This is a genomic window from Pseudomonas sp. PVC-5-1 (assembly GCF_057444345.1).
Window position 1 is genome coordinate 5,003,784 of the sequence record NZ_CM172024.1, and the last position, 18,254, is coordinate 5,022,037.

The following is an 18,254-nucleotide window of genomic DNA, read 5'->3' on the forward strand; positions in this document are numbered from 1 at the left end:
GGGCAAGCCCGCGAAGAGGCCCGCACAGGCGACACAAAAACTCAGCCCAGCATCACCTTCAATGCCCGGCAATCGGCCGCATGCCAATCCACCAGTTCCGGCCACGGATTGTCCGGCAGGTTCACCAGCACCGTGCGCGCCCCTGCGGCACGCCCACAGTCCAGGTCAAACCGGTAATCCCCCACCATCACCAGCTCACCCGGTGTCACACCCCAGGCATTGGCAATCTTCAGCAGCCCATCCGGGCTTGGCTTGGGCGCTGCTTCGTCACGCCCCAGAATGTGCTCCACCGGGAAGCAGTCCGCCAGGCCGATGGCCTCCAGCGTCACATGCGCCAACTCACGGGCATTGCGGGTCAGAATGCCCAGCCGGCAACCACGCTGGGCCAGTTCGCGCACCAGTTCCACCGCCCCGGTGGCCGCCGTGGAGGCAATCGCCAGGTCACGCTCGTGCTCCAGCAGCCAGGCATGCTTGGCCGCCGCCTCGTCCGCCGGCAAGGCTGCCAGGTGGGTGAGGATGTCGTGCTCGGCCGGGATATCCAGCGCCACGCGGATGGCGGCAAAATCGTGCACGGCCACGGTCAGGGTGCCGTCCATGTCGAACACCCAGTTGCGCACCTCGCCCAGGCTCATGCCCAGTCCTTGCGGTGGCGAATCAGGCCTTCCTGGCACGACGACGCCACCAGTTGCCCGGCCTGGTTGAAAATGCTGCCGCGGCAGAAGCCACGGGCATTGCCCGCCCAGGGGCTGTCGGTGGCGTACAGCAGCCACTCGTCGGCACGCAGGTTGCCATGGAACCACAGCGAATGGTCGAGGCTGGCGATCTGCATGTCACGCTGCCACACCGATTTGCCATGGGGCAGCAACGCAGTGGTCAGCAGGCCGAAGTCCGAGGCGTAGGCCAGCATGTATTTGTGCAGGGCGGGGATATCGGGCAGGTTGCCGTCGGCGCGGAACCAGGCGTACTTCACCGGGTCGCCAGGCTGGGGGTTGAACGGGTCGCGCTCGGTGACCGGGCGGATCTCGATCGGCTTGGCGCACAGCACCTTGTCGCGAATGCGTTCGGGCAACTGGTCGGCCATGGCCCGGGCCAGCTCGACTTCAGTGGGCAGGTTCTCCGGGCCGACCACCTCGGGCATCTGCGCCTGATGCTCGAAACCTTCCTCGTCGTACTGGAACGAGGCGCTGCAGGTGAAGATCGGCTGGCCCTTCTGAATCGCAGTCACCCGCCGGGTGCTGAAGCTGCCGCCATCGCGCACACGGTCCACCGAATACACCACCGGCAGGCTGGCATCGCCAGGGCGCAGGAAGTAGCCGTGCAACGAATGCACATGGCGTGCATCCTCGACCGTCTGGCTGGCCGCCGACAACGATTGGCCCAGTACCTGCCCGCCGTACAGCTGGCGAAAGCCCAGGTCTTGGCTGCGGCCACGGAACAGGTTCTCCTCGATGGACTCGAGGCTCAACAGGTCGACCAGGTCGTCCAACACATGACTCATCGGGGGTTCTCCTAGCAAGGCAACACGTCTCTACAGCACACTTATGAAGGCAAATAATACAGGGTTTGTCATTCGCGCCGGGCATGGCCATGCATTCAGGCGCGCAGGGTACGCTCCCAGTGAGCGCGATCGATGCGGTACAGCACATGCGGGCGCAGCGGATGGCCCACGGGCAGGCGCGGGTGTTCGAAACTACCATTCAGGTCCTGCTGCATACCGATGGCCTGCATGACCTTCTGCGAGGGCAGGTTGCTCTCGCTAGTGAACGACACCACTTCCTCCAGGCGCAATTGGGCGAAAGCACAGCGCAGGCATGTCCACGCCGCCTCGCTGGCGAAACCCAGGCCCCAGTGGCGGCGTGCCAGGCGCCAGCCGATCTCCACCGCCGGCGCAAAATCGGCATCGAAGCCCACGTGCAGCAACCCGGTCATGCCGATGAAGGCACCACTGTCCTTGCGCTCCAGAGCCCACAGACCAAAGCCGTACTCATTGAAATGCCCGCGCACGCGGCCGATCAGCGCGGCTGCCTCCAGGCGTGTCAGCGGCGCCGGGAAGTAGCGCATCACCTGCGGGTCGGCACACAGGGCAGCGAACTCGCGCAGGTCGTCGTCGTGCCATTGGCGCAGTACCAGCCGCGCGCTTTCCAGTTGCAGGATAGGGGTCATCGGGCGTGCTCCGGTTTTACCGTCTTGCAGTTTACAGCGTAGGCGCGGGTGCAGGTTTCACCTAGCCGGCGCGCCCGAATGCAATTTTCACACGCCCTTCACCGCCCCCCGACAGGCCTGTTGGCAGGATGCCAGCCAACACCGCCGCGCCAGCCGCGACCATGCCAACGGAGCAACGCATGCTATCGAGCAACACCCTGGGGCACCCTGCCATCCACGCCCGGCGCAAGCGACGCCTGACCCGCAAAGCCCTCGGTGCCGCCCTTGGCCTGTGCATGGTCGTGGCGGCGTTGAGCACCTGGCTGGCGACGAGGACGCACATCGTGGACCTTGGCAACGAACGGCAATTGAGTGACAGCGGCCTGCTGCAGGACTGGGCCGACGGTGCGGTGATCGTGATGATCCGCCACGCCGAGCGCTGCGACAGCGCCCCCGGCCCGTGCCTGGACGACCCCACCGGCATCACCGTGGCCGGCAGCCAGGCTGCCGGACGTGTTGGCCAAGGGATGCACCAGCTGGGCCTTAACAACGCCGATATGCTCAGCAGCCCGAAACTGCGCACACGGCAAACCGCGCATTTCATCCTTGGCCAGGCGGTGGCCAGTGAGGGCTGGCTGGAAAGCTGTGACAGCCAGTTCGCCAGCGAAGCGCTGGCACACAAACGACCGGGGCATAACCTGGTGCTGGTGACCCACAACGGCTGCATCGACCATTTTGCCCGCCAGCAGAAAGTTGCGGGGGGCGAGCGTGAGAGCGGCTATGCCAGTGCGCTGTTCGTTTCGGTGGATGGCAATGGCAAGACGCGCATCCTCGGCCGCCTGAACGAGCCGGACTGGCAACGGGTGCTGGCCAGTACCACGAAACAGCACTGACGCCGCTCCTGCTGCCAGGGCAACCGCCTTGCACTGCCTTTTCTGGCCTCATCGCCGGCAAGCCAGCTCCCACAGGTATCCCATAGCCTTTTCGCCTTGTGCAGTACCTGTGGGAGCTGGCTTGCCGGCGATTGGGCAGCAAAGCTGCCCCAGCCATGGCAAGATCAGCACTGGCCCCGATTGCGACCCCACCCATGCCGTTGCCGCTGATCTACCACGAAGACTACAGCCCGGAGTTCCCTGCCGAACACCGCTTCCCCATGGACAAGTTCCGCCTGCTGCACGACCACCTGATCGACAGCGGGCTGACCACCGACCAAGCCCTGCTGCGCCCGGACATCTGCCCCAACGACATCCTCGCCCTGGCCCACGACCGCAGCTACATCGAGCGCTACATGAACGGTGACCTGTCACGCGAGGACCAGCGCCGCCTCGGCCTGCCCTGGAGCGAGGCCCTGGCCCGGCGTACCGTGCGCGCCGTAGGCGGCTCGCTGCTGAGCGCCGAGATGGCGCTGCAGCACGGCATCGCCTGCCACCTTGCCGGCGGCACCCACCACGCCCATTACGACCACCCTGCCGGCTTCTGCATCTTCAACGACCTGGCCGTGATCAGCCGCTACCTGCTGGAGGCTGGCCGGGTACACCGGGTGCTGATCTTCGACTGCGATGTGCATCAGGGTGACGGCACCGCGCGCATTCTGCACGACACACCAGACGCCATCACCGTGTCGCTGCACTGCGAACAGAACTTCCCGGCGCGCAAGGCGCAAAGCGATTGGGACATCCCCCTGCCCCGCGGCATGGGCGACATGGCCTACCTGAAGGTGGTGGACGACGCCCTCAACTACCTGCTGCCACTCTATCGACCCGACCTGGTGCTGTACGACGCCGGGGTCGATGTGCACAAGGACGACGCCCTGGGCTATCTGCAATTGACCGATGCAGGCGTTGCCGCCCGTGACGAAGCGGTGCTGCGCCACTGCCTGGGCCGCGACATCCCGGTGGTGGGCGTGATCGGCGGTGGCTACAGCAAGGACCGCGCAGCCCTGGCCAGGCGCCATGGCATCCTTCATCACAGCGCGGCACGCGTCATCGGTTGTTCACAATGACTGTGGAACCGCTTGTGGATAACCTGCGGGAAAGGCGCTGCAGCCCTTTACAGGCAAGGCCTGCAAAGCTCTGATCATTTTTTGAGCAGTGCTTCCACAGGCCGCGCTGCGCTAGAATGCGCCTCTTTTCCACAGCCTGCTGCCCACCATGCCTGATCTGAGCCCCGCCTCCCCTCCCCTCGCAGTCGTCATCGGCGGCGGCCCAGCCGGCCTGATGGCCGCCGAAGCACTGGCCCAGGCGGGCCTGGCGGTCGAGGTGTTCGATGCCATGCCTTCGGTGGGTCGCAAGTTCCTGCTGGCGGGTGTCGGTGGCATGAACATCACCCATTCCGAGCCCTACCCGGCGTTCGTCAGCCGGTATGCCGAGCGCCAGGGCGAAATCGCCGCGCTGCTGCACGACTTCGATGCCGACGCCTTGCGCCAGTGGATTCACGGCCTGGGCATCGAAACCTTCGTCGGCACCTCGGGCCGGGTGTTCCCCACCGACATGAAAGCCGCGCCACTGCTGCGCGCCTGGCTCAAGCGCCTGCGCGACAACGGAATAGTTATCCACACCCGTCACCGCTGGCTGGGCTGGAATGCCGAGGGTGCATTGCGGATTGCTTATCCACAAGGCGAGCGGCTGGTGAAGGCCGCCGTGGTGGTGCTGGCGCTGGGTGGCGGCAGCTGGGCGCGACTGGGCTCGGACGGTAGTTGGCAGCCGCTGCTGGCCGAACGGGCTGTGGATATCTCACCCTTGCAGCCCAGCAACTGCGGTTTTGAAGTGGCAGGCTGGAGCGCGCTGCTCAAGGACAAGTTCGCCGGTGCGCCGTTGAAGAACATTGCCCTTAGCGTTCCTGGCAGCGTGCCGCGCAAGGGCGAGTTCATCCTCACCGCGCAGGGTGTGGAAGGCAGCCTGGTGTATGGATGGTCAGCGCCGGTGCGCGAGGCCATCAACCGTGAGGGCCACGGGGTGTTGCTGCTCGACCTGTTGCCGGACAAGCCTGTGGACAAGATTGCCCAGGCGCTGGCCAAACCACGGGGTTCGCGCTCCATGGCCAAGCACCTGCACAGCCAGCTGGGTATCGATGGGGTCAAGGCTGCGCTGCTGCGCGAGCTGACCGATCAGGCGACCTTTGGCGACCCTGGGGCCTTGGCGAGGGCGATCAAGGCATTGCCGATCACGCTGGTGCGCACGCGGCCGCTGGATGAAGCGATCAGCAGCGCGGGTGGGGTGCGTTTCGAGGGGCTGGATGAAGGCTTGATGGTCAAGGGCATGCCGGGGGTGTTCTGTGCCGGCGAGATGCTGGACTGGGAGGCGCCGACTGGGGGGTATCTGCTGACAGCGTGCTTTGCCAGCGGCTTGCGCGCCGGGCGGGCGGCGGCAAGCTGGCTGAAGTCCTGACACATACTCGACCCCCTGTGGGAGCGGGCGCGCCCGCGAACACGGGCGAAGCCCGTGCCATGCACCGCGGTGCCTGCTTCGCGGGCACGCCCGCTCCTACAGGGGCCAAGTTTCCGCAGGCTACGGCTTACGCTTGCGCGCCCCACCATTGAAGCTCGGCACCTTGCGCACTGCCTTCACCGCCGGCTCCGCACTGCCTGATTCAGCACTGTCCATCCAGCGCCCCAACCCGCGCTTGGCGCTGTTTTCCTTCGGCTTCTTGGGCTTCTTCGGCTTCTTGATCACCTGGCCACTGGCGTCGGTCATCGGCACCCGGTGGTCAGGGATGAAGTCCGGCTCTTCATGACGCGGCAGGGTCTGCCGCGTCAGCACTTCGATCGCCGCCAGCAGCTGCACTTCATCGGCACACACCAGCGAGATAGCCTCGCCCTTGTTGCCCGCCCGCCCGGTACGCCCGATGCGGTGCACGTAATCCTCGGCAACGATCGGCAGGTCAAGGTTGACCACCAGCGGCAAGTCATCGATATCCAGGCCGCGGGCCGCCACATCGGTCGCCACCAGCACCTGGATTTCGCGGGCCTTGAAGCTGTCCAGCGCGCGCTGGCGAGTGGCCTGCGGGCGGTCACCGTGAATGCCGTCGGCATTCACACCCTCGGCCAGCAAGCGCTCCACCAGCTGGTCCACACCATTGCGGGTCTTGGCGAACACCAGCACCTGCTTCCAGCGCTGCTTGCGCAGCAGGTGGCAGAACAGGTCGACCTTGCGCTTTTTATCCACAGGCACCAACCACTGCTTCACGCTGGTGGCCGTGGCATTGCGCGGGCTGACTTCGATGCTCAGCGGTTCGTTCAGGGCCAGCCCCGCCAGCATGCGGATCTGGTCGGAAAAAGTGGCGGAGAACAGCAACGTCTGGCGCTTGCGTGGCAGCGCGGCGTACACCGACTGCAGCTCTTCGGCAAAGCCCAGGTCGAGCATGCGGTCGGCTTCGTCCAGCACCAGGGTTTGCACCTGGTTGAACTTCACGGCGTTCTGCCGGAACAGGTCGAGCAAGCGCCCCGGGGTGGCCACCAGCAGGTCGACGCCACGGCGCAGGCGCATCATCTGCGGGTTGATGCTGACCCCGCCATACACCGCGTAGGTGCTCAGCGGCAGGTTCTCGGCGTACTCGCGCACGTTGTTGTGCACCTGCTCGGCCAGCTCACGAGTGGGCACCAGCACCAGCGCGCGGATCGAGTTGCTGGCCACCTTTTCGCCTTCCAGCGCCAGGCGCTGCAGCACAGGCAGGGCAAAGCCCGCGGTCTTGCCGGTGCCGGTCTGGGCCGCGGCCATCAGGTCGCGGCCGGCCAGCACGGCGGGGATGGCCTTGGCCTGCACCGGGGTCGGGGTGGTGTAGTCCAGTTGCTGCAGGGTGCGCAGCAGCGGTTCGATCAGGCCGAGTTTGGCGAAATTCATGGCAATACCGTCAGGGGGTTCAGCGAAGGCGGCAAGTTTACCGCATCACCCCTGCCTACTTGCAGATTTCGCCTTTCAACGGCTGCGCCGGCTCAGGTGCCTTGCGCCACTGCGGCAGGCCGATCAGCACCACCGCGCCGATGATCACCGCCATGGCCACACATTCTTCGGCACCAATCTGCTCACCGGCAAAGACGATGCCCAGCAGCACGGCCACCGCCGGGTTGACGTAGGCATAGCTGGTGGCAGCTGCGGGGCGCACGTGCTTGAGCAAGTACATGTAGGCACTGAACGCCAGGATCGAACCGAAGAACACCAGGTAGGCCAGTGCCCCCCAGCCGGCAGCGGTCGGCATCTGCGTCATGCGCTCGCCAGACAGCGCGCTGCCGAGCAGCAGCACAGCGCCACCAACGAGCATTTCTGCGGCGCTGGCCATGGGCCCCTGGGGCAGCGGCAAGGTCTTGCTCCACACCGAGCCGAACGCCCACGACGCCGCCGCAAAGATGATCAGCGCCGCGCCAATCGGGCTTGCCTGAAGGTTGGAGCCCAGGTTCAGCAGGCCGATACCCACCAACCCGAGGGCGATCCCCGCCCACTCCAGCTTCGAATTGCGGTGCCCGAACAGCAGGCCGAACAGCAACGTGAACAGCGGCACCGTCGCCACCGCCAGCGCAGCGACGCCCGAGGCCACACCGGCATGCTCGGCCACGGTCACGCCACCGTTACCACAGCTGAGCAGCAGGAAACCGATCGCCCCCGCAGCCCGCCACTGCGGCCAGGTCGGTGCCGGCACACCGCGCCAGCGCAAGAAGCCATACAGCAGGCCCCCGGCAATCAGGAAGCGCACTCCGGCCATGAGCATCGGTGGCCAGCTCTCGACGCCTATGCGAATGAACAGGTAGGTGGAGCCCCAGACCAGGTACAAGGCCAGGAAAGCGCCAATGAGCAACAACGGGAAGCGACGGGAGGCAGGCATGGGAAACACTCGAAATCCGTTTACGGGTGGCTTAGTTTAGAAAGGCCATCGTGTAAACTTAAGTTACAAAACAGCTTTAAATTACCCGAACACTTTGCATTGCATGGTTATTCGGATGCTTTTCAATCGAATCGAAACCAGGCAGGAATAACCCATGGACAAGTACGACCGCATGCTGCTCGCCGCCCTGCTCGACAATGGCCGCGCCACCTTCGCGCAACTGGCGCGCCAGGTGAACCTGTCGGCGCCGGCGGTGGCCGAGCGGGTGGCCAAGCTCGAGGCCAGCGGGGTTATCACCGGCTACCAGGCCAAGGTCGACATGAGCAAGATCGGCCTGCCGATCCAGTGCGTGATCGAACTGCGCCTGGCCAGCCACGGCAACCAGCAGGCCTACGAAGCGTTGACCCAGATCCCCCAATTGACCGAATGCCACCGGGTAACCGGCGACCCCTGCGTCATCATGCAGGCAGCGGTGGGTTCGATGCCGGAGCTTGAAGATCTGATCAACCGGGTCGCGCAGTTCGGCTTCAGCAAGACCTCGATCATTCTCTCCAGCGCTGTGGAGCGGCGGGTGCCGCTGGCGCAACTGGAGAAGAAGCCCTAACAGAACCTGGCCAGGGTTTCACGAACCTTGGCGGCCGGGGTTTTCTGCAGGCGGCAGAGCAGGTCGTGCGAGAGTTGCTGTACACCATGGCCCTGGCGCAGCACGCCAGCCAGGTGTTGCAGCAGGTTGGCGGCCATTTCGGCATCGGCCATGGCCCGGTGCGCGGTACCGGTATCCGGCAGCCCGGCCCAGCGGGTCAGGGTGCCCAGCTTGTGGTTCGGTGCCGCCGGCAACAGGCGTCGTGACAGCAGCAAGGAGCAGGCGAAGGCCTGGCTGCGGCTTCGGCCGATGCGGCCCAGTTCGTAGTCCCAGAACTTCTGGTCGAAGGCGGCATTGTGTGCCAGCAGCGGGGTGCCACCAACGAACTCGGCCACTTCGTTCATCACCTTGTCCACCGGCGGCGCACTACGCAGCATGGCGGTGGTGATGCCAGTGAGCCCGGCGACGAATGCCGGTACCGGCACACCCGCGTTCATCAGGCTCTGGTAGCGCTCGACGATGCGCCCGCCCTCCAGCATCACCACCGCCACCTCGGTGGCGCGGCAGCCGGCGCCGGGGCTGATGCCGGTGGTTTCAAAGTCGATGACAGCGATACGTTCCATGCAGGGGCCTCAGTGTTTGAGCAACAGCGCACCCTCGATGGGCACATAACGGGTGGCGGCACGGATCAGCGACAGTGCGGTAAGCCCGGGCACACCATACACCACTGCCTCGGTGCCATGGCGCTGTATCACACGCTCCAGCAGCAGGTCGAAATCGCCATCGCCGGAGGCCAGTACCACTTGGTCGACGCGGCTGGCGGCGTCGATCACATCCAAGGTAATACCCACATCCCAGTCACCTTTGGCCGAGCCATCGCTGCGCTGGATGAAGGGCTTGAGGCGCACATCGAAACCGAGGTTGCGCAGGATCTGCTGGAACTGCTGCTGCTTGCTGTCGCCACGGTCGATGGCATAGGCCACGGCCTCGACGATCTGACCTTCGCGGCTGACATCGGCCCACAGGGCGGTGTAGTTGAAATGGCAGCCGTGGGCCTGGCGCACGGTGTAGTAGAGGTTCTGCACATCGGCGAACAGCGCGATCTTTTTCACCTTGGAACCCCTTGGTCGGCCTGGAATGCTGGGGGCTGCTTTGCAGCCCTTTCGCGACACAAGGCCGCTCCTACAGGGGTTCGCGTACCCTTGCAGGAGCGGCCTTGTGTCGCGAAAGGGGCGCAAAGCGCCCCCAAAATTGCCAGCAGTATGCCAGACCTGTCAGACGTACGAATCGTCGTCCGAGAAGAACCCGCCATCATCGCTGCCATAACCGCTGTCGGCATAACCACCCTGGTCGCCGCCCCAACCACCGTTGTCAGCTACCTGCTGCGCCCCCGAGTCGTTCCAGCCTCCGCTGTCACTGGCCGGCGCCGGCTCCTCCTTGATCACCTCTACCACCTCTTCGGGCTGCGAGTTGTGGTTGAACAGGCTGCTGATGCCCTGCGCCAGCAACACACCACCCGCAACACCGGCCGCAGTCTGCATCGCACCGCCGAGGAAGCTGCTGGCACCACTGCGTGCTGGTGCAGCGCCAAAGCCAGGCTGCTGCACTTGTGGCTGGGAAAAGCCCGGCGCCGACGGCTCACGCCAGCCACCGCCAGCTGCCACGGGTGCTGCAGCGGGACGCTGCGGTTGCACGGCCGGGGCCGCATTGCGCCCAGACGAACCAAAGATGCTGGACAGGAAACCACCACCGCCATTGCTCGGCGCGCTGCCGGCACGGGTGGCCTCGGCCTGGGCACGAGCCTGCTTCAGTTCGGCTTCCAGTTGCTTGTTCTGCTCGTCGAGGCGCTTGATCGCTGCCTCCTGCACCAGGATCGCCTGGGCCATGTAATAAGGCGCCGCTGGCTGCTGACGCACATGTTCCTCGATACATGCCTGGGCCTGCGCATCACGTGGCTGGCTCGGGTCCTCGGCTTGCTTGAGGCGGCCGAACAGGCCGTCGATCAGGGTTTGTTCTTCAGTATTCATGGGGCGACCTCGTGGGGTAGCGGACAACGGACAGCGTCAAAGATGGGGCGTACAGGCGTGGGATTCAATCACCGGCGGCGTGAAACTTTTTTCAGCAAGTGACAGCCCCAGGCCTGCTTTGGGCTAAAGTTATGCCCCTGTTTTTACTGCCATGCGATGTAGACTGATGAATCCGCTGAGCGTCCTGCGCGACTCCCTGTACTTCTTCCGCCGCCACCTGCCGAGCATCCTCCAGCTGTGCCTGCCGCTGGTGGTGCTGGAAGCCTTGCTCACCCAGCTGCTGTACCGGCAGATGGGCGACCAGGCATCGCCGGCCTACGGCATGCTGATCAGCCTGCTGTTCTACCCGCTGTACAGCGCCGCGCTGATCCTGTACCTCGACACCCGCAGCAACGGCCAGGAAATCGCCAAGCGCGACCTGTTCGCCCGCGCCGTGCAACTGTGGCCGCAGCTGGCCCTGCTGATCCTGATCAGCTCGCTGCTGATCATGGCCGGCCTGGCGCTGTTCATCTTTCCGGGCGTGTGGATCATGATCAACCTTGTGTTCGCCGAGTACCTGCTGGTACTGCGCGGCCGGCCGGTGGTGCAGTCGATGCGCGACAGCGCAAGCATGACCACCGGGCACTTCATGCGCATCATGATCTGTGTCGTAGGTGTGCTGGCGCCGATCTGGCTGATCGACGGCCTGCTGCTGATGGCCTTCCCCGAGCCATCGCCCGGCATGGAGCTGGCCATGGACAGCCTCAGCGGCTTCCTGCAGTTGTTCAGCACCGTGGTGCTGTATCGCCTGTTCATGTTGCTGGAAGGCGAAGCCGGGGCGTGATGCCCAGGCTCATCGCTTGACCGGGAAACGCTGTTGTCACGTCCCTCGAGGCTTGGCCCGAGCGGTGGCTTCGGCCACAAGCGGATCATCCGGCCAGTAATGCTTCGGATAACGCCCCTTCAGATCTTTCTTCACCTCGGCGTAGGTCGTACGCCAGAAGTTGGCCAGGTCCTGGGTCACCTGCACCGGGCGGCGTGCCGGTGACAGCAGGTGCAACTTGACCTGCTGGCGGCCATTGGCGATGCGTGGAGTTTCGGCCAGGCCGAACAGCTCTTGCAGGCGCACCGCGAGGATCGGCGGGTTTTCGCTGTAGTCCAGGCGGATGTTCGAGCCGGACGGTACCGCCAGGTGCGCGGGGGCCTGCTCCTCCAGGCGCTGCGGCAGCGGCCAGGGCAACAGGTTGCGCAGCATCGACGGTAAGTCCAGTGCGGCGAAATGGCTGAGGCGCGACACCTTGCCCAGGTAGGGCTGCAACCAGTCTTCCAGGCTGGCGAGCAAGGCCTCGTCAGCCAGGTCGGGCCATTCGCTGTGGCCGTCTTTGGCCAGGTCCAGTTGACGCAGCAAGGCCACGCGCGCCTGCCATTGCCGCAGCTCGGGGGTCCAGGTCAGCAGGTTCAGGCCTTTGCGCCGGACCAGCCCAAGCAGTGCGCGAGCCCGCGCTTCGTCATCCAGGCCGGGCAGCGGTTCGCGGCTGAGCACCAGCTCGCCGACTTTGACCTGACGTTCTGCGCGCAACACCTGCTCGCGTTCGTCCCAATCGAGGATATCGACCCGCTCGACCTGCTCGGCCAGCACGCCCTCGAACAGCGCCGGATCGAACTCGGCGGCCAGATAGATGCGTTCTTCGCGCTGGCCCTGGCGGCTACCCAGGTCGGCGATCACCAGCCACGGGCACTTCATCAGTGCATCGACTTCGGCAAACAGCGCCGCACGGCCGTTGGCCAGCCGGTATTCCGCACCGCCCTCGCGGCGCTGCTGGGCGACGCGGTCGGGGTAGGCCAGCGCCAGCAGCGCGCCCAGCCAGCGCGGGTGATCAGGGTCCACAACCGGCGCGCCTGGTTTGCCACGCAGCATGCCACGGTACTGGCGGGCCAATTGGCGCGCACGCTGCACACCACCGTGGCTGCCACGGGCGGTCCTGCTCTCGCCACTGACCAGCGCCAGCCGGCTGTGCAAGTCGGCGCCACCGCCGCGCTGGATATCCCGCTCGCCCAGCAGCGCAGCCACATCACAGGCCATCTGTGCCAGGCCCAGGTCCTGGCCGCGCAACAGCAAATGCGCAATACGTGGATGCGCGGGCAGCTCGGCCATGGCCAGGCCGTGTTCGCTGAGGTTGTCACGGCTGCCGGGCTTGAAGGCATTGAGCCGTGCCAGCAGGTCCTGGGCCTGGGTGAAGGCTGCAGTGGGGGGCTGGTCGAGCCAGCGCAACTGCTCGGGCGTAACGCCCCAGCGTGCCAGTTGCAGGGCCAGGCCGGCCAGGTCGGCCTGCATGATCTCGGCGCTGCCGTGGGCGGCCAGCTGGTCATGTTGGGCCTCGGACCAAAGGCGATAACATACGCCGGGCTCCAGGCGGCCGGCGCGACCGGCGCGCTGGGTAGCACTGGCGCGGGAGATGCGCTGGGTGTCCAGGCGGGTCATGCCGCTGCCGGGGTCGAAACGCGGTACCCGGGCCAGGCCTGCGTCGATCACCACGCGCACGCCGTCGATGGTCAGGCTTGTCTCGGCAATGTTGGTGGCCAGCACCACCTTGCGCAGGCCCTTGGGCGCCGGGTCGATGGCCGCACGTTGGGCGTCGAGATCGAGCTCGCCATGCAGCGGGCAGAGCAGGACCTCGGGACGCTCGCCCAACGCTTCCTGCAGGCTCTGGTGCACCCGGCGGATCTCGGCCTGACCCGGCAGGAATACCAGCAAACTGCCGGTCTGGTCAGCCAGTGCCTGCAACACGCTGTCCACTACCCGAGGCTCGATGAACTCACCCGGCTGGAAAGGCCGCCCCCAACGGATGTCGACGGGGTGCATGCGGCCTTCGCTGCTCACCACCGGGGCATCATTCAGCAGCCGCGAAAGGCGCTCGCCCTCCAGGGTCGCGGACATCAGCAAAACCTTCAGCGGCGGGTCGTCCCGCAGCAACTCCCGGCCATTCAGGCTCAATGCCAGGGCCAGGTCGGCATCAAGGCTGCGCTCGTGAAACTCGTCGAAAATCACCAGCCCCACGCCCTCCAGCGCCGGGTCGGCCTGCAGCCGGCGGGTAAGGATGCCTTCGGTCACTACCTCGATGCGGGTTTTCGGCCCGACCTTGCTGTCCAGGCGGATGCGATAGCCCACGGTCTCGCCGACCTTTTCGCCCAGCTCGCTGGCCAGGCGCTCGGCCGCAGCCCGCGCTGCCAGGCGGCGGGGCTCGAGCATGAGAATGCTCTGCCCGGCCAGCCACGGCTCGTTGAGCAGCGCCAGCGGCACGCGGGTGGTCTTGCCCGCGCCAGGTGGCGCCTCGAGCACCGCTTCGTCACGGTTTTCCAGGGCCTGGCGCAGGGCGGGCAAGACAGCATCGATCGGTAATGAAATCATGGTGGTCCTCGAACAGTCCCGCGAGTATAACGGCGAACCCAGCCTGCTCTATCATGGTCTTAGCTTCAGGTGCAGGCGCTTCGCTTGCCCTGCTGGATACCTTTTCGGAGATTTACATGCGCATCCCAACCCGCGTCATTGGTGGCGCCCTCATCGTCACCTTGCTGACCCAACTGACCGCCTGCGGCACCATTCTCTACCCGGAACGGCGCGGCCAGATCGGCGGCAAGATCGACCCAGTGGTTGCCGCAATGGATGCGATCGGCATCCTGTTCTACGTGATCCCGGGGCTGATCGCTTTCGGTATCGACTTTGCCACGGGCGCCATCTATTACTCGGGCGGGCGATCCGCCCAGGTCGACCCGGTCAAACTGCGCGAGGCCGTAAGCCCCGATGGCAAGGTCGACAACCTGAAGTTGCAGGCCATTCTGGAAAGCGAACTGGGCCAGCGCCTGCCGCTGAACGACCCCCGGCTGATCCAGCATCGCGGCAGCATCGAGCAGTTGGCCAGCCTGGGCCTGGTGCCGGCAGCCTGAAGCACAAGGACACTGCCCACGGATGATGACCACCCCGGCTGAACACCAGCGCCTGCTACGCCTGGCCACGCGCGCATCGCTGGCGGTGGCCAGCATCCTGGTCCTGAGCAAGGCGCTGGCCTGGTGGCTGAGCGGCTCGGTCAGCCTGCTGGCCGGGCTGACCGACTCGGCACTGGATGCCGTTGCCTCGTTCCTCAACCTGCTCGCAGTGCACTATGCCCTGCGCCCGGCCGACGACGACCACCGATTCGGCCATGGCAAGGCCGAAGCCCTGGCCGGTATGGCGCAGGCGCTGTTCATCGGGGTCAGTGCGGTGCTGATCGGAGTGCAGGCGGTTGAACGCCTGCACACCCCGCAACCCTTGGGCGATACCGCCATCGGTATCGGGGTAATGCTGCTGTCGCTGGTGCTGACCCTTGCCCTGCTGGCACTGCAACACAAGGTCATCCGCCTGACCGGCTCCACGGCGGTGCGGGCCGACTCCCTGCATTACCGCTCGGACCTGCTGCTCAACAGCAGCATCCTGCTGGCCCTGCTGCTGGCACGCTTTGGCTGGCCGCAGCTGGATGCGCTGTTCGGCCTGGGCATCGCTGTCTATATCCTTTGGAGCGCGCTGCAGATCGCACGGGAAAGCACGGCCATCCTGATGGATCAGGAACTGCCCGGCGATGTCGGCGAGGCCATGGCTGCGCTGGTGCTGGCCATTCCTGGGGTCAAAGGCGTGCACGACCTGCGTACACGGGTGTCGGGCAACCAGTGGTTCGTGCAGTTGCATCTGGAGATGCCGGGGCAGTTGCCGCTGCATGAGGCGCATGCCTTGTGCGTGGAGGCCTCGAAGGTGATCCGCCAGCGTTATCCACAGGCGGATGTGATGGTGCACGCGGATCCGGTGTGAACCTGCAAGGGCCCTATCGCCGGCAAGCCAGCTCCCACAAGAACCGCACCGGCCTGAAGGCATGCGCAATACCAGTGGGAGCTGGCTTGCCAGCGATAGGGCCGGGACAGGCAGTTCCAACAGGCACTACACATGGCTTCAGGCCGGTGCAGTACCTGTGGGAGCTGGCTTGCCGGCGATAGGGCCGGGACAGGCAGCACATCTGGCTCAGTTGATGCTGTAGCCTCGGCCGCTGAAACAAGCGCCCAGCGCCCGCCGGTAGTTGTCCGCCACATTGGCCGGCGGCGCATATGTCGCTGTCGCCGGGTCGAACCCTGACTGGCTCACCGCCCAACGGTGGCACTGGTAACGGTCCTGGTCCTGCTGTTCCTGCCCTTGCCCATACATGGGGTAGGCCACCACATCATACCGACCACTTACAGGTGCGGGCGCGGCTACCGGCGGGTTGACCACCACGTACTCGCGGCTGTCGGCCAGGTACTGGTAATAGGTATCGGCCACCAGGAAGAACAGCGCCCCGCCCAACCAGACTTCCCGCGCATAAGGCGGCAGGTAGTCGACCCGCACGCCGTAGGGCGGGCTCACCACGACATAACGGCCACCATGGGGGCGATACCAGTAACCACCGGAGTAGAAGTAGTCATCGCCACGGTAGGGCACTTTCCAGTAGCGGTCCGGGAAATGATCGATGGTGTGCCCCGGGCGATACTGCGGCCCCGGCCCCCAGCCATTGCCATGACCATCCGGGCGCCCTTGCCAGTCACCACCGGGCCGTTGCCCCGGGCCACCGGCTTCCCAGTGGCGGTTATCGCCATGGCGGCGGGGAATGTCCTGGTAATAGCCCTGGCGTGGCGGCTGGGTCTGCTGCACTTCGTCACGCGAATTGAGCGAGCGGCCCGGCGCCCCCTCGCCCGGCCCTTCGGCCATGGCCCCGAGGCTGATGCTCAACCCCAACACACCAACACCTGCCAACTGCCAGATGCGCGACTTCATGCTGTTCCTCTCGGTAGAAAATACGGCAACCACAGCCAGTCTACCGCGCCTGTCACGCACGCCAATTAAATTCCGGACATGAAAAAAGGGAGGCCGCTGGGCCTCCCTTCAGGAATTGTCGTCCGTGCTCGGCACTTGTGGCGCCGGCTCACCTCACACCGTCTTCTGGAAGGTGTGTAGCCCGGGGGCCTGCAGATCCTGTTGGATGGCTGGCCGCGACCGCCCGCCTAGGGCGCGTCGCCGTGGACTGATGTCCGGGCAGTGATTCTGTGGATAAAGATACCGGACAGGTTGCGGCAGATGATTGCGAAGATTGCTCGGATAAATAGCACTTGCGCAATTTTTCACCCTGGATTGATAATTCGCCGCAATCCGAACAGAAAAGGCATAAACCATGAGCAAACTTGACCGCTACGACCTGAGTATCCTCGCCGAATTGCAGCGCGATGCGCGCATTTCCAACCAGGAACTGGCCGAACGCATCGGCCTGTCGCCTTCGCCATGCTCTCGTCGGGTCAAGCAACTGGAGGACGATGGCTACATCTCGCGCCAGGTAGCCCTGCTCGACCGCAAGAAGCTGGGCCTGAGCCTGACTGCCTATGTGCTGATCGGCATGGACCGCCACACCCCGGAGCGTTTCGAAACCTTCGAGGCGGCCATCCGCAACCTGCCACAGGTGCTCGAATGCAGCCTGGTCACCGGCATGGATGCCGACTACCAGCTGAAGGTGGTGGTGCCCGACATGGACCACTACCAGAAACTGCTGCTAGGCAGCCTGACCCGCATTGAAGGCGTCACCAGCGTGCGTTCGAGCTTCGTGCTGAACCAGGTGCTGGCCAGCACCGAGCTGCCCTTGACCCACCTGCGTTAATTGCCTGCGCCAGCAGGCGTATAATCGGACGCTCAAAACGCCTGGAGAACACTGATGGATCCCGCCGTATTCGAAGAGTGGATGATGATCATCCTGGTCACCGTGTTGATCGGTTTCATGGGTTTCATCGTCTGGGACCTGGCGAAAAAGTCCAAGGCCGGGCGGTTCGGGACGCTGATCCTGTTCTTCGTGCTGGGGCTGGGGGTGTTGGCCTTTATCATCAAGAGCGTGGTGGTGGGGTTTCTCGAAGGGGTGTAGAAAATTCAGGGCCATTCGCGGGCACGCCCGCTCCCACAGGTCTGGCGCTGCACTTGAGGGCTGCACTATACCTGTGGGAGCGGGCGTGCCCGCGAATGGCCCTTGAACTGGACTAAAGCTTGGCGGCCACTTCGCGCCAGCACCCCTGCTCCAACCCATCCAGCGCCCAGTCGCCAATCCGCACCCGCACCAGGCGCAAGGTCGGCAACCCCACCGCCGCCGTCATCCGCCGCACCTGGCGGTTACGCCCTTCGCGAATCACCAGCTCCAGCCAGCTGGTCGGCACGCTCTTGCGAAAACGCACCGGCGGGTTGCGCGGCCACAGCGCCGGCTCGTCCAGGCGCCGCGCCTCGGCCGGCAAGGTCGGCCCATCGTTCAGTTCCACGCCATCGCGCAAGCGCCGCAACTGCTCCTCGCTCGGCTCCCCCTCCACCTGAACCCAGTAAGTCTTGGCCAGCTTGTGCTTCGGGTCGGCAATGCGCGCCTGCAGGCCGCCATCGTTGGTCAGCAGCAACAGGCCTTCACTGTCGCGGTCCAACCGCCCGGCCGGGTACACACCGGGGATGTCGATGTAGTCCTTGAGCGTCGCGCGCCCGTCGCCGTCGCTGAACTGGGTCAGCACGTCGAACGGTTTGTTGAACAGGATCAGGCGCGGCTCGGCCGGTGGTGCCTTGGGCTGGCGACGCGGGCCGGTGGCAGGCCGCGCCTGGGGGCGGCGCGGCTTGGAACGGGGTGGCAGTGACATGG

General features: G+C 65.3%; 20 protein-coding genes. 9 read left to right on the forward strand and 11 right to left on the reverse strand.

Annotated elements, in window-relative coordinates; genetic code table 11:
- Positions 1-41 precede the first annotated feature (41 nt).
- The 3 genes from AC2T3R_RS22880 to AC2T3R_RS22890 form a co-directional block, all read right to left on the reverse strand.
- A complete protein-coding gene (locus AC2T3R_RS22880; protein WP_013974314.1) occupies positions 42-632 on the reverse strand; it encodes an HAD family hydrolase in 591 nt (196 codons plus the stop codon).
- On the reverse strand, positions 629-1,498 hold the full coding sequence (gene tesB, locus AC2T3R_RS22885; protein WP_025340733.1) for an acyl-CoA thioesterase II: 870 nt from the start codon (positions 1,496-1,498) through the stop codon (positions 629-631). The genes AC2T3R_RS22880 and tesB overlap by 4 nt, the downstream gene beginning before the upstream one ends.
- Positions 1,499-1,593: 95 nt before the next feature.
- Positions 1,594-2,163: a GNAT family N-acetyltransferase gene (locus AC2T3R_RS22890; protein WP_013974316.1), complete on the reverse strand. Its 570-nt coding sequence runs from the start codon at positions 2,161-2,163 to the stop codon at positions 1,594-1,596.
- 179 nt (positions 2,164-2,342) lie between these two features.
- Between AC2T3R_RS22890 and pmrG the strand changes: the two genes are divergently transcribed.
- The 3 genes from pmrG (at position 2,343) to AC2T3R_RS22905 (ending at position 5,528) form a co-directional block, all read left to right on the forward strand.
- Positions 2,343-3,035 carry a lipopolysaccharide core heptose(II)-phosphate phosphatase PmrG gene (gene pmrG, locus AC2T3R_RS22895; RefSeq protein WP_486744306.1) on the forward strand — a complete coding sequence of 231 codons (693 nt, stop codon included), beginning with the start codon at positions 2,343-2,345 and terminating at the stop codon, positions 3,033-3,035.
- Positions 3,036-3,229: 194 nt separating this feature from the next.
- The gene (locus AC2T3R_RS22900; RefSeq protein WP_015271914.1) at positions 3,230-4,144 is read left to right on the forward strand and encodes a histone deacetylase family protein; all 915 of its coding nucleotides are present in this window, start codon (positions 3,230-3,232) and stop codon (positions 4,142-4,144) included.
- 148 nt (positions 4,145-4,292) lie between these two features.
- A complete protein-coding gene (locus tag AC2T3R_RS22905) occupies positions 4,293-5,528 on the forward strand; it encodes a TIGR03862 family flavoprotein (protein ID WP_486744307.1) in 1,236 nt (411 codons plus the stop codon).
- Positions 5,529-5,648: 120 nt separating this feature from the next.
- Here the strand turns inward: AC2T3R_RS22905 and rhlE1 are convergent, their stop codons facing one another.
- Both rhlE1 and yedA read right to left on the reverse strand, forming a co-directional pair.
- Complete coding sequence (rhlE1, locus tag AC2T3R_RS22910; protein ID WP_486744308.1) at positions 5,649-6,980, reverse strand: RNA helicase RhlE1; 1,332 nt, start codon at positions 6,978-6,980, stop codon at positions 5,649-5,651.
- Positions 6,981-7,035: 55 nt separating this feature from the next.
- The gene (gene yedA / locus AC2T3R_RS22915) at positions 7,036-7,956 is read right to left on the reverse strand and encodes a drug/metabolite exporter YedA (protein ID WP_015271917.1); all 921 of its coding nucleotides are present in this window, start codon (positions 7,954-7,956) and stop codon (positions 7,036-7,038) included.
- Between the two features lie 154 nt (positions 7,957-8,110).
- Here yedA and AC2T3R_RS22920 point away from each other — a divergent pair, with 154 nt between their 5' ends.
- Entirely contained in the window at positions 8,111-8,560 is a 450-nt protein-coding gene (locus AC2T3R_RS22920) for an Lrp/AsnC family transcriptional regulator (protein WP_410952211.1), read from the forward strand.
- Here the strand turns inward: AC2T3R_RS22920 and AC2T3R_RS22925 are convergent.
- From AC2T3R_RS22925 to AC2T3R_RS22935, 3 genes are all read right to left on the reverse strand, one after another.
- Complete coding sequence (locus tag AC2T3R_RS22925; RefSeq protein WP_039613572.1) at positions 8,557-9,162, reverse strand: 3'-5' exonuclease; 606 nt, start codon at positions 9,160-9,162, stop codon at positions 8,557-8,559. The genes AC2T3R_RS22920 and AC2T3R_RS22925 overlap by 4 nt on opposite strands.
- 9 nt (positions 9,163-9,171) lie before the next feature.
- Positions 9,172-9,651, reverse strand: a complete 480-nt coding sequence (locus tag AC2T3R_RS22930; protein ID WP_004576858.1) for a LabA-like NYN domain-containing protein — start codon at positions 9,649-9,651, stop codon at positions 9,172-9,174.
- Positions 9,652-9,813: 162 nt separating this feature from the next.
- Positions 9,814-10,566, reverse strand: coding sequence for a DUF2076 domain-containing protein (locus AC2T3R_RS22935; RefSeq protein WP_410952212.1), 753 nt, complete (start codon positions 10,564-10,566; stop codon positions 9,814-9,816).
- A 166-nt stretch (positions 10,567-10,732) separates the two neighbouring features.
- On the opposite strand from AC2T3R_RS22935, the gene AC2T3R_RS22940 reads away from it, so the two are divergent.
- Positions 10,733-11,389, forward strand: coding sequence for a YciC family protein (locus tag AC2T3R_RS22940; protein ID WP_085720952.1), 657 nt, complete (start codon positions 10,733-10,735; stop codon positions 11,387-11,389).
- 36 nt (positions 11,390-11,425) lie between these two features.
- On the opposite strand, the gene hrpB is transcribed toward AC2T3R_RS22940, so the two are convergent.
- Positions 11,426-13,954, reverse strand: a complete 2,529-nt coding sequence (gene hrpB, locus AC2T3R_RS22945; protein ID WP_486744309.1) for an ATP-dependent helicase HrpB — start codon at positions 13,952-13,954, stop codon at positions 11,426-11,428.
- A 116-nt stretch (positions 13,955-14,070) separates the two neighbouring features.
- Between hrpB and AC2T3R_RS22950 the strand changes: the two genes are divergently transcribed.
- Positions 14,071-14,490, forward strand: coding sequence for a hypothetical protein (locus AC2T3R_RS22950; protein ID WP_013974328.1), 420 nt, complete (start codon positions 14,071-14,073; stop codon positions 14,488-14,490).
- Positions 14,491-14,512: 22 nt separating this feature from the next.
- Entirely contained in the window at positions 14,513-15,385 is an 873-nt protein-coding gene (locus tag AC2T3R_RS22955) for a cation diffusion facilitator family transporter (protein WP_367245176.1), read from the forward strand.
- 207 nt (positions 15,386-15,592) lie between these two features.
- Here AC2T3R_RS22955 and AC2T3R_RS22960 read toward each other — a convergent pair whose 3' ends face one another.
- Positions 15,593-16,378: a DUF6515 family protein gene (locus tag AC2T3R_RS22960; protein WP_486744310.1), complete on the reverse strand. Its 786-nt coding sequence runs from the start codon at positions 16,376-16,378 to the stop codon at positions 15,593-15,595.
- 394 nt (positions 16,379-16,772) lie between these two features.
- On the opposite strand from AC2T3R_RS22960, the gene AC2T3R_RS22965 reads away from it, so the two are divergent.
- On the forward strand, positions 16,773-17,249 hold the full coding sequence (locus AC2T3R_RS22965; protein ID WP_003249795.1) for an Lrp/AsnC family transcriptional regulator: 477 nt from the start codon (positions 16,773-16,775) through the stop codon (positions 17,247-17,249).
- A 54-nt stretch (positions 17,250-17,303) separates the two neighbouring features.
- Positions 17,304-17,507 (forward strand): DUF2788 domain-containing protein, encoded by a 204-nt coding sequence (locus AC2T3R_RS22970; protein ID WP_013974331.1) that lies wholly within the window; start codon positions 17,304-17,306, stop codon positions 17,505-17,507.
- Positions 17,508-17,619: 112 nt separating this feature from the next.
- Here the strand turns inward: AC2T3R_RS22970 and AC2T3R_RS22975 are convergent, their stop codons facing one another.
- The gene (locus AC2T3R_RS22975) at positions 17,620-18,252 is read right to left on the reverse strand and encodes a pseudouridine synthase (protein WP_013974332.1); all 633 of its coding nucleotides are present in this window, start codon (positions 18,250-18,252) and stop codon (positions 17,620-17,622) included.
- Positions 18,253-18,254 lie beyond the last annotated feature (2 nt).

Bases quoted from the DNA above. Each gene is read 5' to 3' on its own strand.
- AC2T3R_RS22920 (WP_410952211.1), top strand. From the start codon at position 8,111: ATGGACAAGTACGACCGCATGCTGCTCGCCGCCCTGCTCGACAATGGC.
- AC2T3R_RS22905 (WP_486744307.1), top strand. From the start codon at position 4,293: ATGCCTGATCTGAGCCCCGCCTCCCCTCCCCTCGCAGTCGTCATCGGC.
- AC2T3R_RS22955 (WP_367245176.1), top strand. From the start codon at position 14,513: ATGATGACCACCCCGGCTGAACACCAGCGCCTGCTACGCCTGGCCACG.
- AC2T3R_RS22935 (WP_410952212.1), bottom strand. From the start codon at position 10,566: ATGAATACTGAAGAACAAACCCTGATCGACGGCCTGTTCGGCCGCCTC.
- AC2T3R_RS22925 (WP_039613572.1), bottom strand. From the start codon at position 9,162: ATGGAACGTATCGCTGTCATCGACTTTGAAACCACCGGCATCAGCCCC.
- AC2T3R_RS22900 (WP_015271914.1), top strand. From the start codon at position 3,230: ATGCCGTTGCCGCTGATCTACCACGAAGACTACAGCCCGGAGTTCCCT.
- rhlE1 (WP_486744308.1), bottom strand. From the start codon at position 6,980: ATGAATTTCGCCAAACTCGGCCTGATCGAACCGCTGCTGCGCACCCTG.
- AC2T3R_RS22965 (WP_003249795.1), top strand. From the start codon at position 16,773: ATGAGCAAACTTGACCGCTACGACCTGAGTATCCTCGCCGAATTGCAG.
- AC2T3R_RS22970 (WP_013974331.1), top strand. From the start codon at position 17,304: ATGGATCCCGCCGTATTCGAAGAGTGGATGATGATCATCCTGGTCACC.
- yedA (WP_015271917.1), bottom strand. From the start codon at position 7,956: ATGCCTGCCTCCCGTCGCTTCCCGTTGTTGCTCATTGGCGCTTTCCTG.
- AC2T3R_RS22975 (WP_013974332.1), bottom strand. From the start codon at position 18,252: ATGTCACTGCCACCCCGTTCCAAGCCGCGCCGCCCCCAGGCGCGGCCT.
- AC2T3R_RS22880 (WP_013974314.1), bottom strand. From the start codon at position 632: ATGAGCCTGGGCGAGGTGCGCAACTGGGTGTTCGACATGGACGGCACC.
- pmrG (WP_486744306.1), top strand. From the start codon at position 2,343: ATGCTATCGAGCAACACCCTGGGGCACCCTGCCATCCACGCCCGGCGC.
- hrpB (WP_486744309.1), bottom strand. From the start codon at position 13,954: ATGATTTCATTACCGATCGATGCTGTCTTGCCCGCCCTGCGCCAGGCC.
- AC2T3R_RS22940 (WP_085720952.1), top strand. From the start codon at position 10,733: ATGAATCCGCTGAGCGTCCTGCGCGACTCCCTGTACTTCTTCCGCCGC.
- AC2T3R_RS22890 (WP_013974316.1), bottom strand. From the start codon at position 2,163: ATGACCCCTATCCTGCAACTGGAAAGCGCGCGGCTGGTACTGCGCCAA.
- tesB (WP_025340733.1), bottom strand. From the start codon at position 1,498: ATGAGTCATGTGTTGGACGACCTGGTCGACCTGTTGAGCCTCGAGTCC.
- AC2T3R_RS22950 (WP_013974328.1), top strand. From the start codon at position 14,071: ATGCGCATCCCAACCCGCGTCATTGGTGGCGCCCTCATCGTCACCTTG.
- AC2T3R_RS22960 (WP_486744310.1), bottom strand. From the start codon at position 16,378: ATGAAGTCGCGCATCTGGCAGTTGGCAGGTGTTGGTGTGTTGGGGTTG.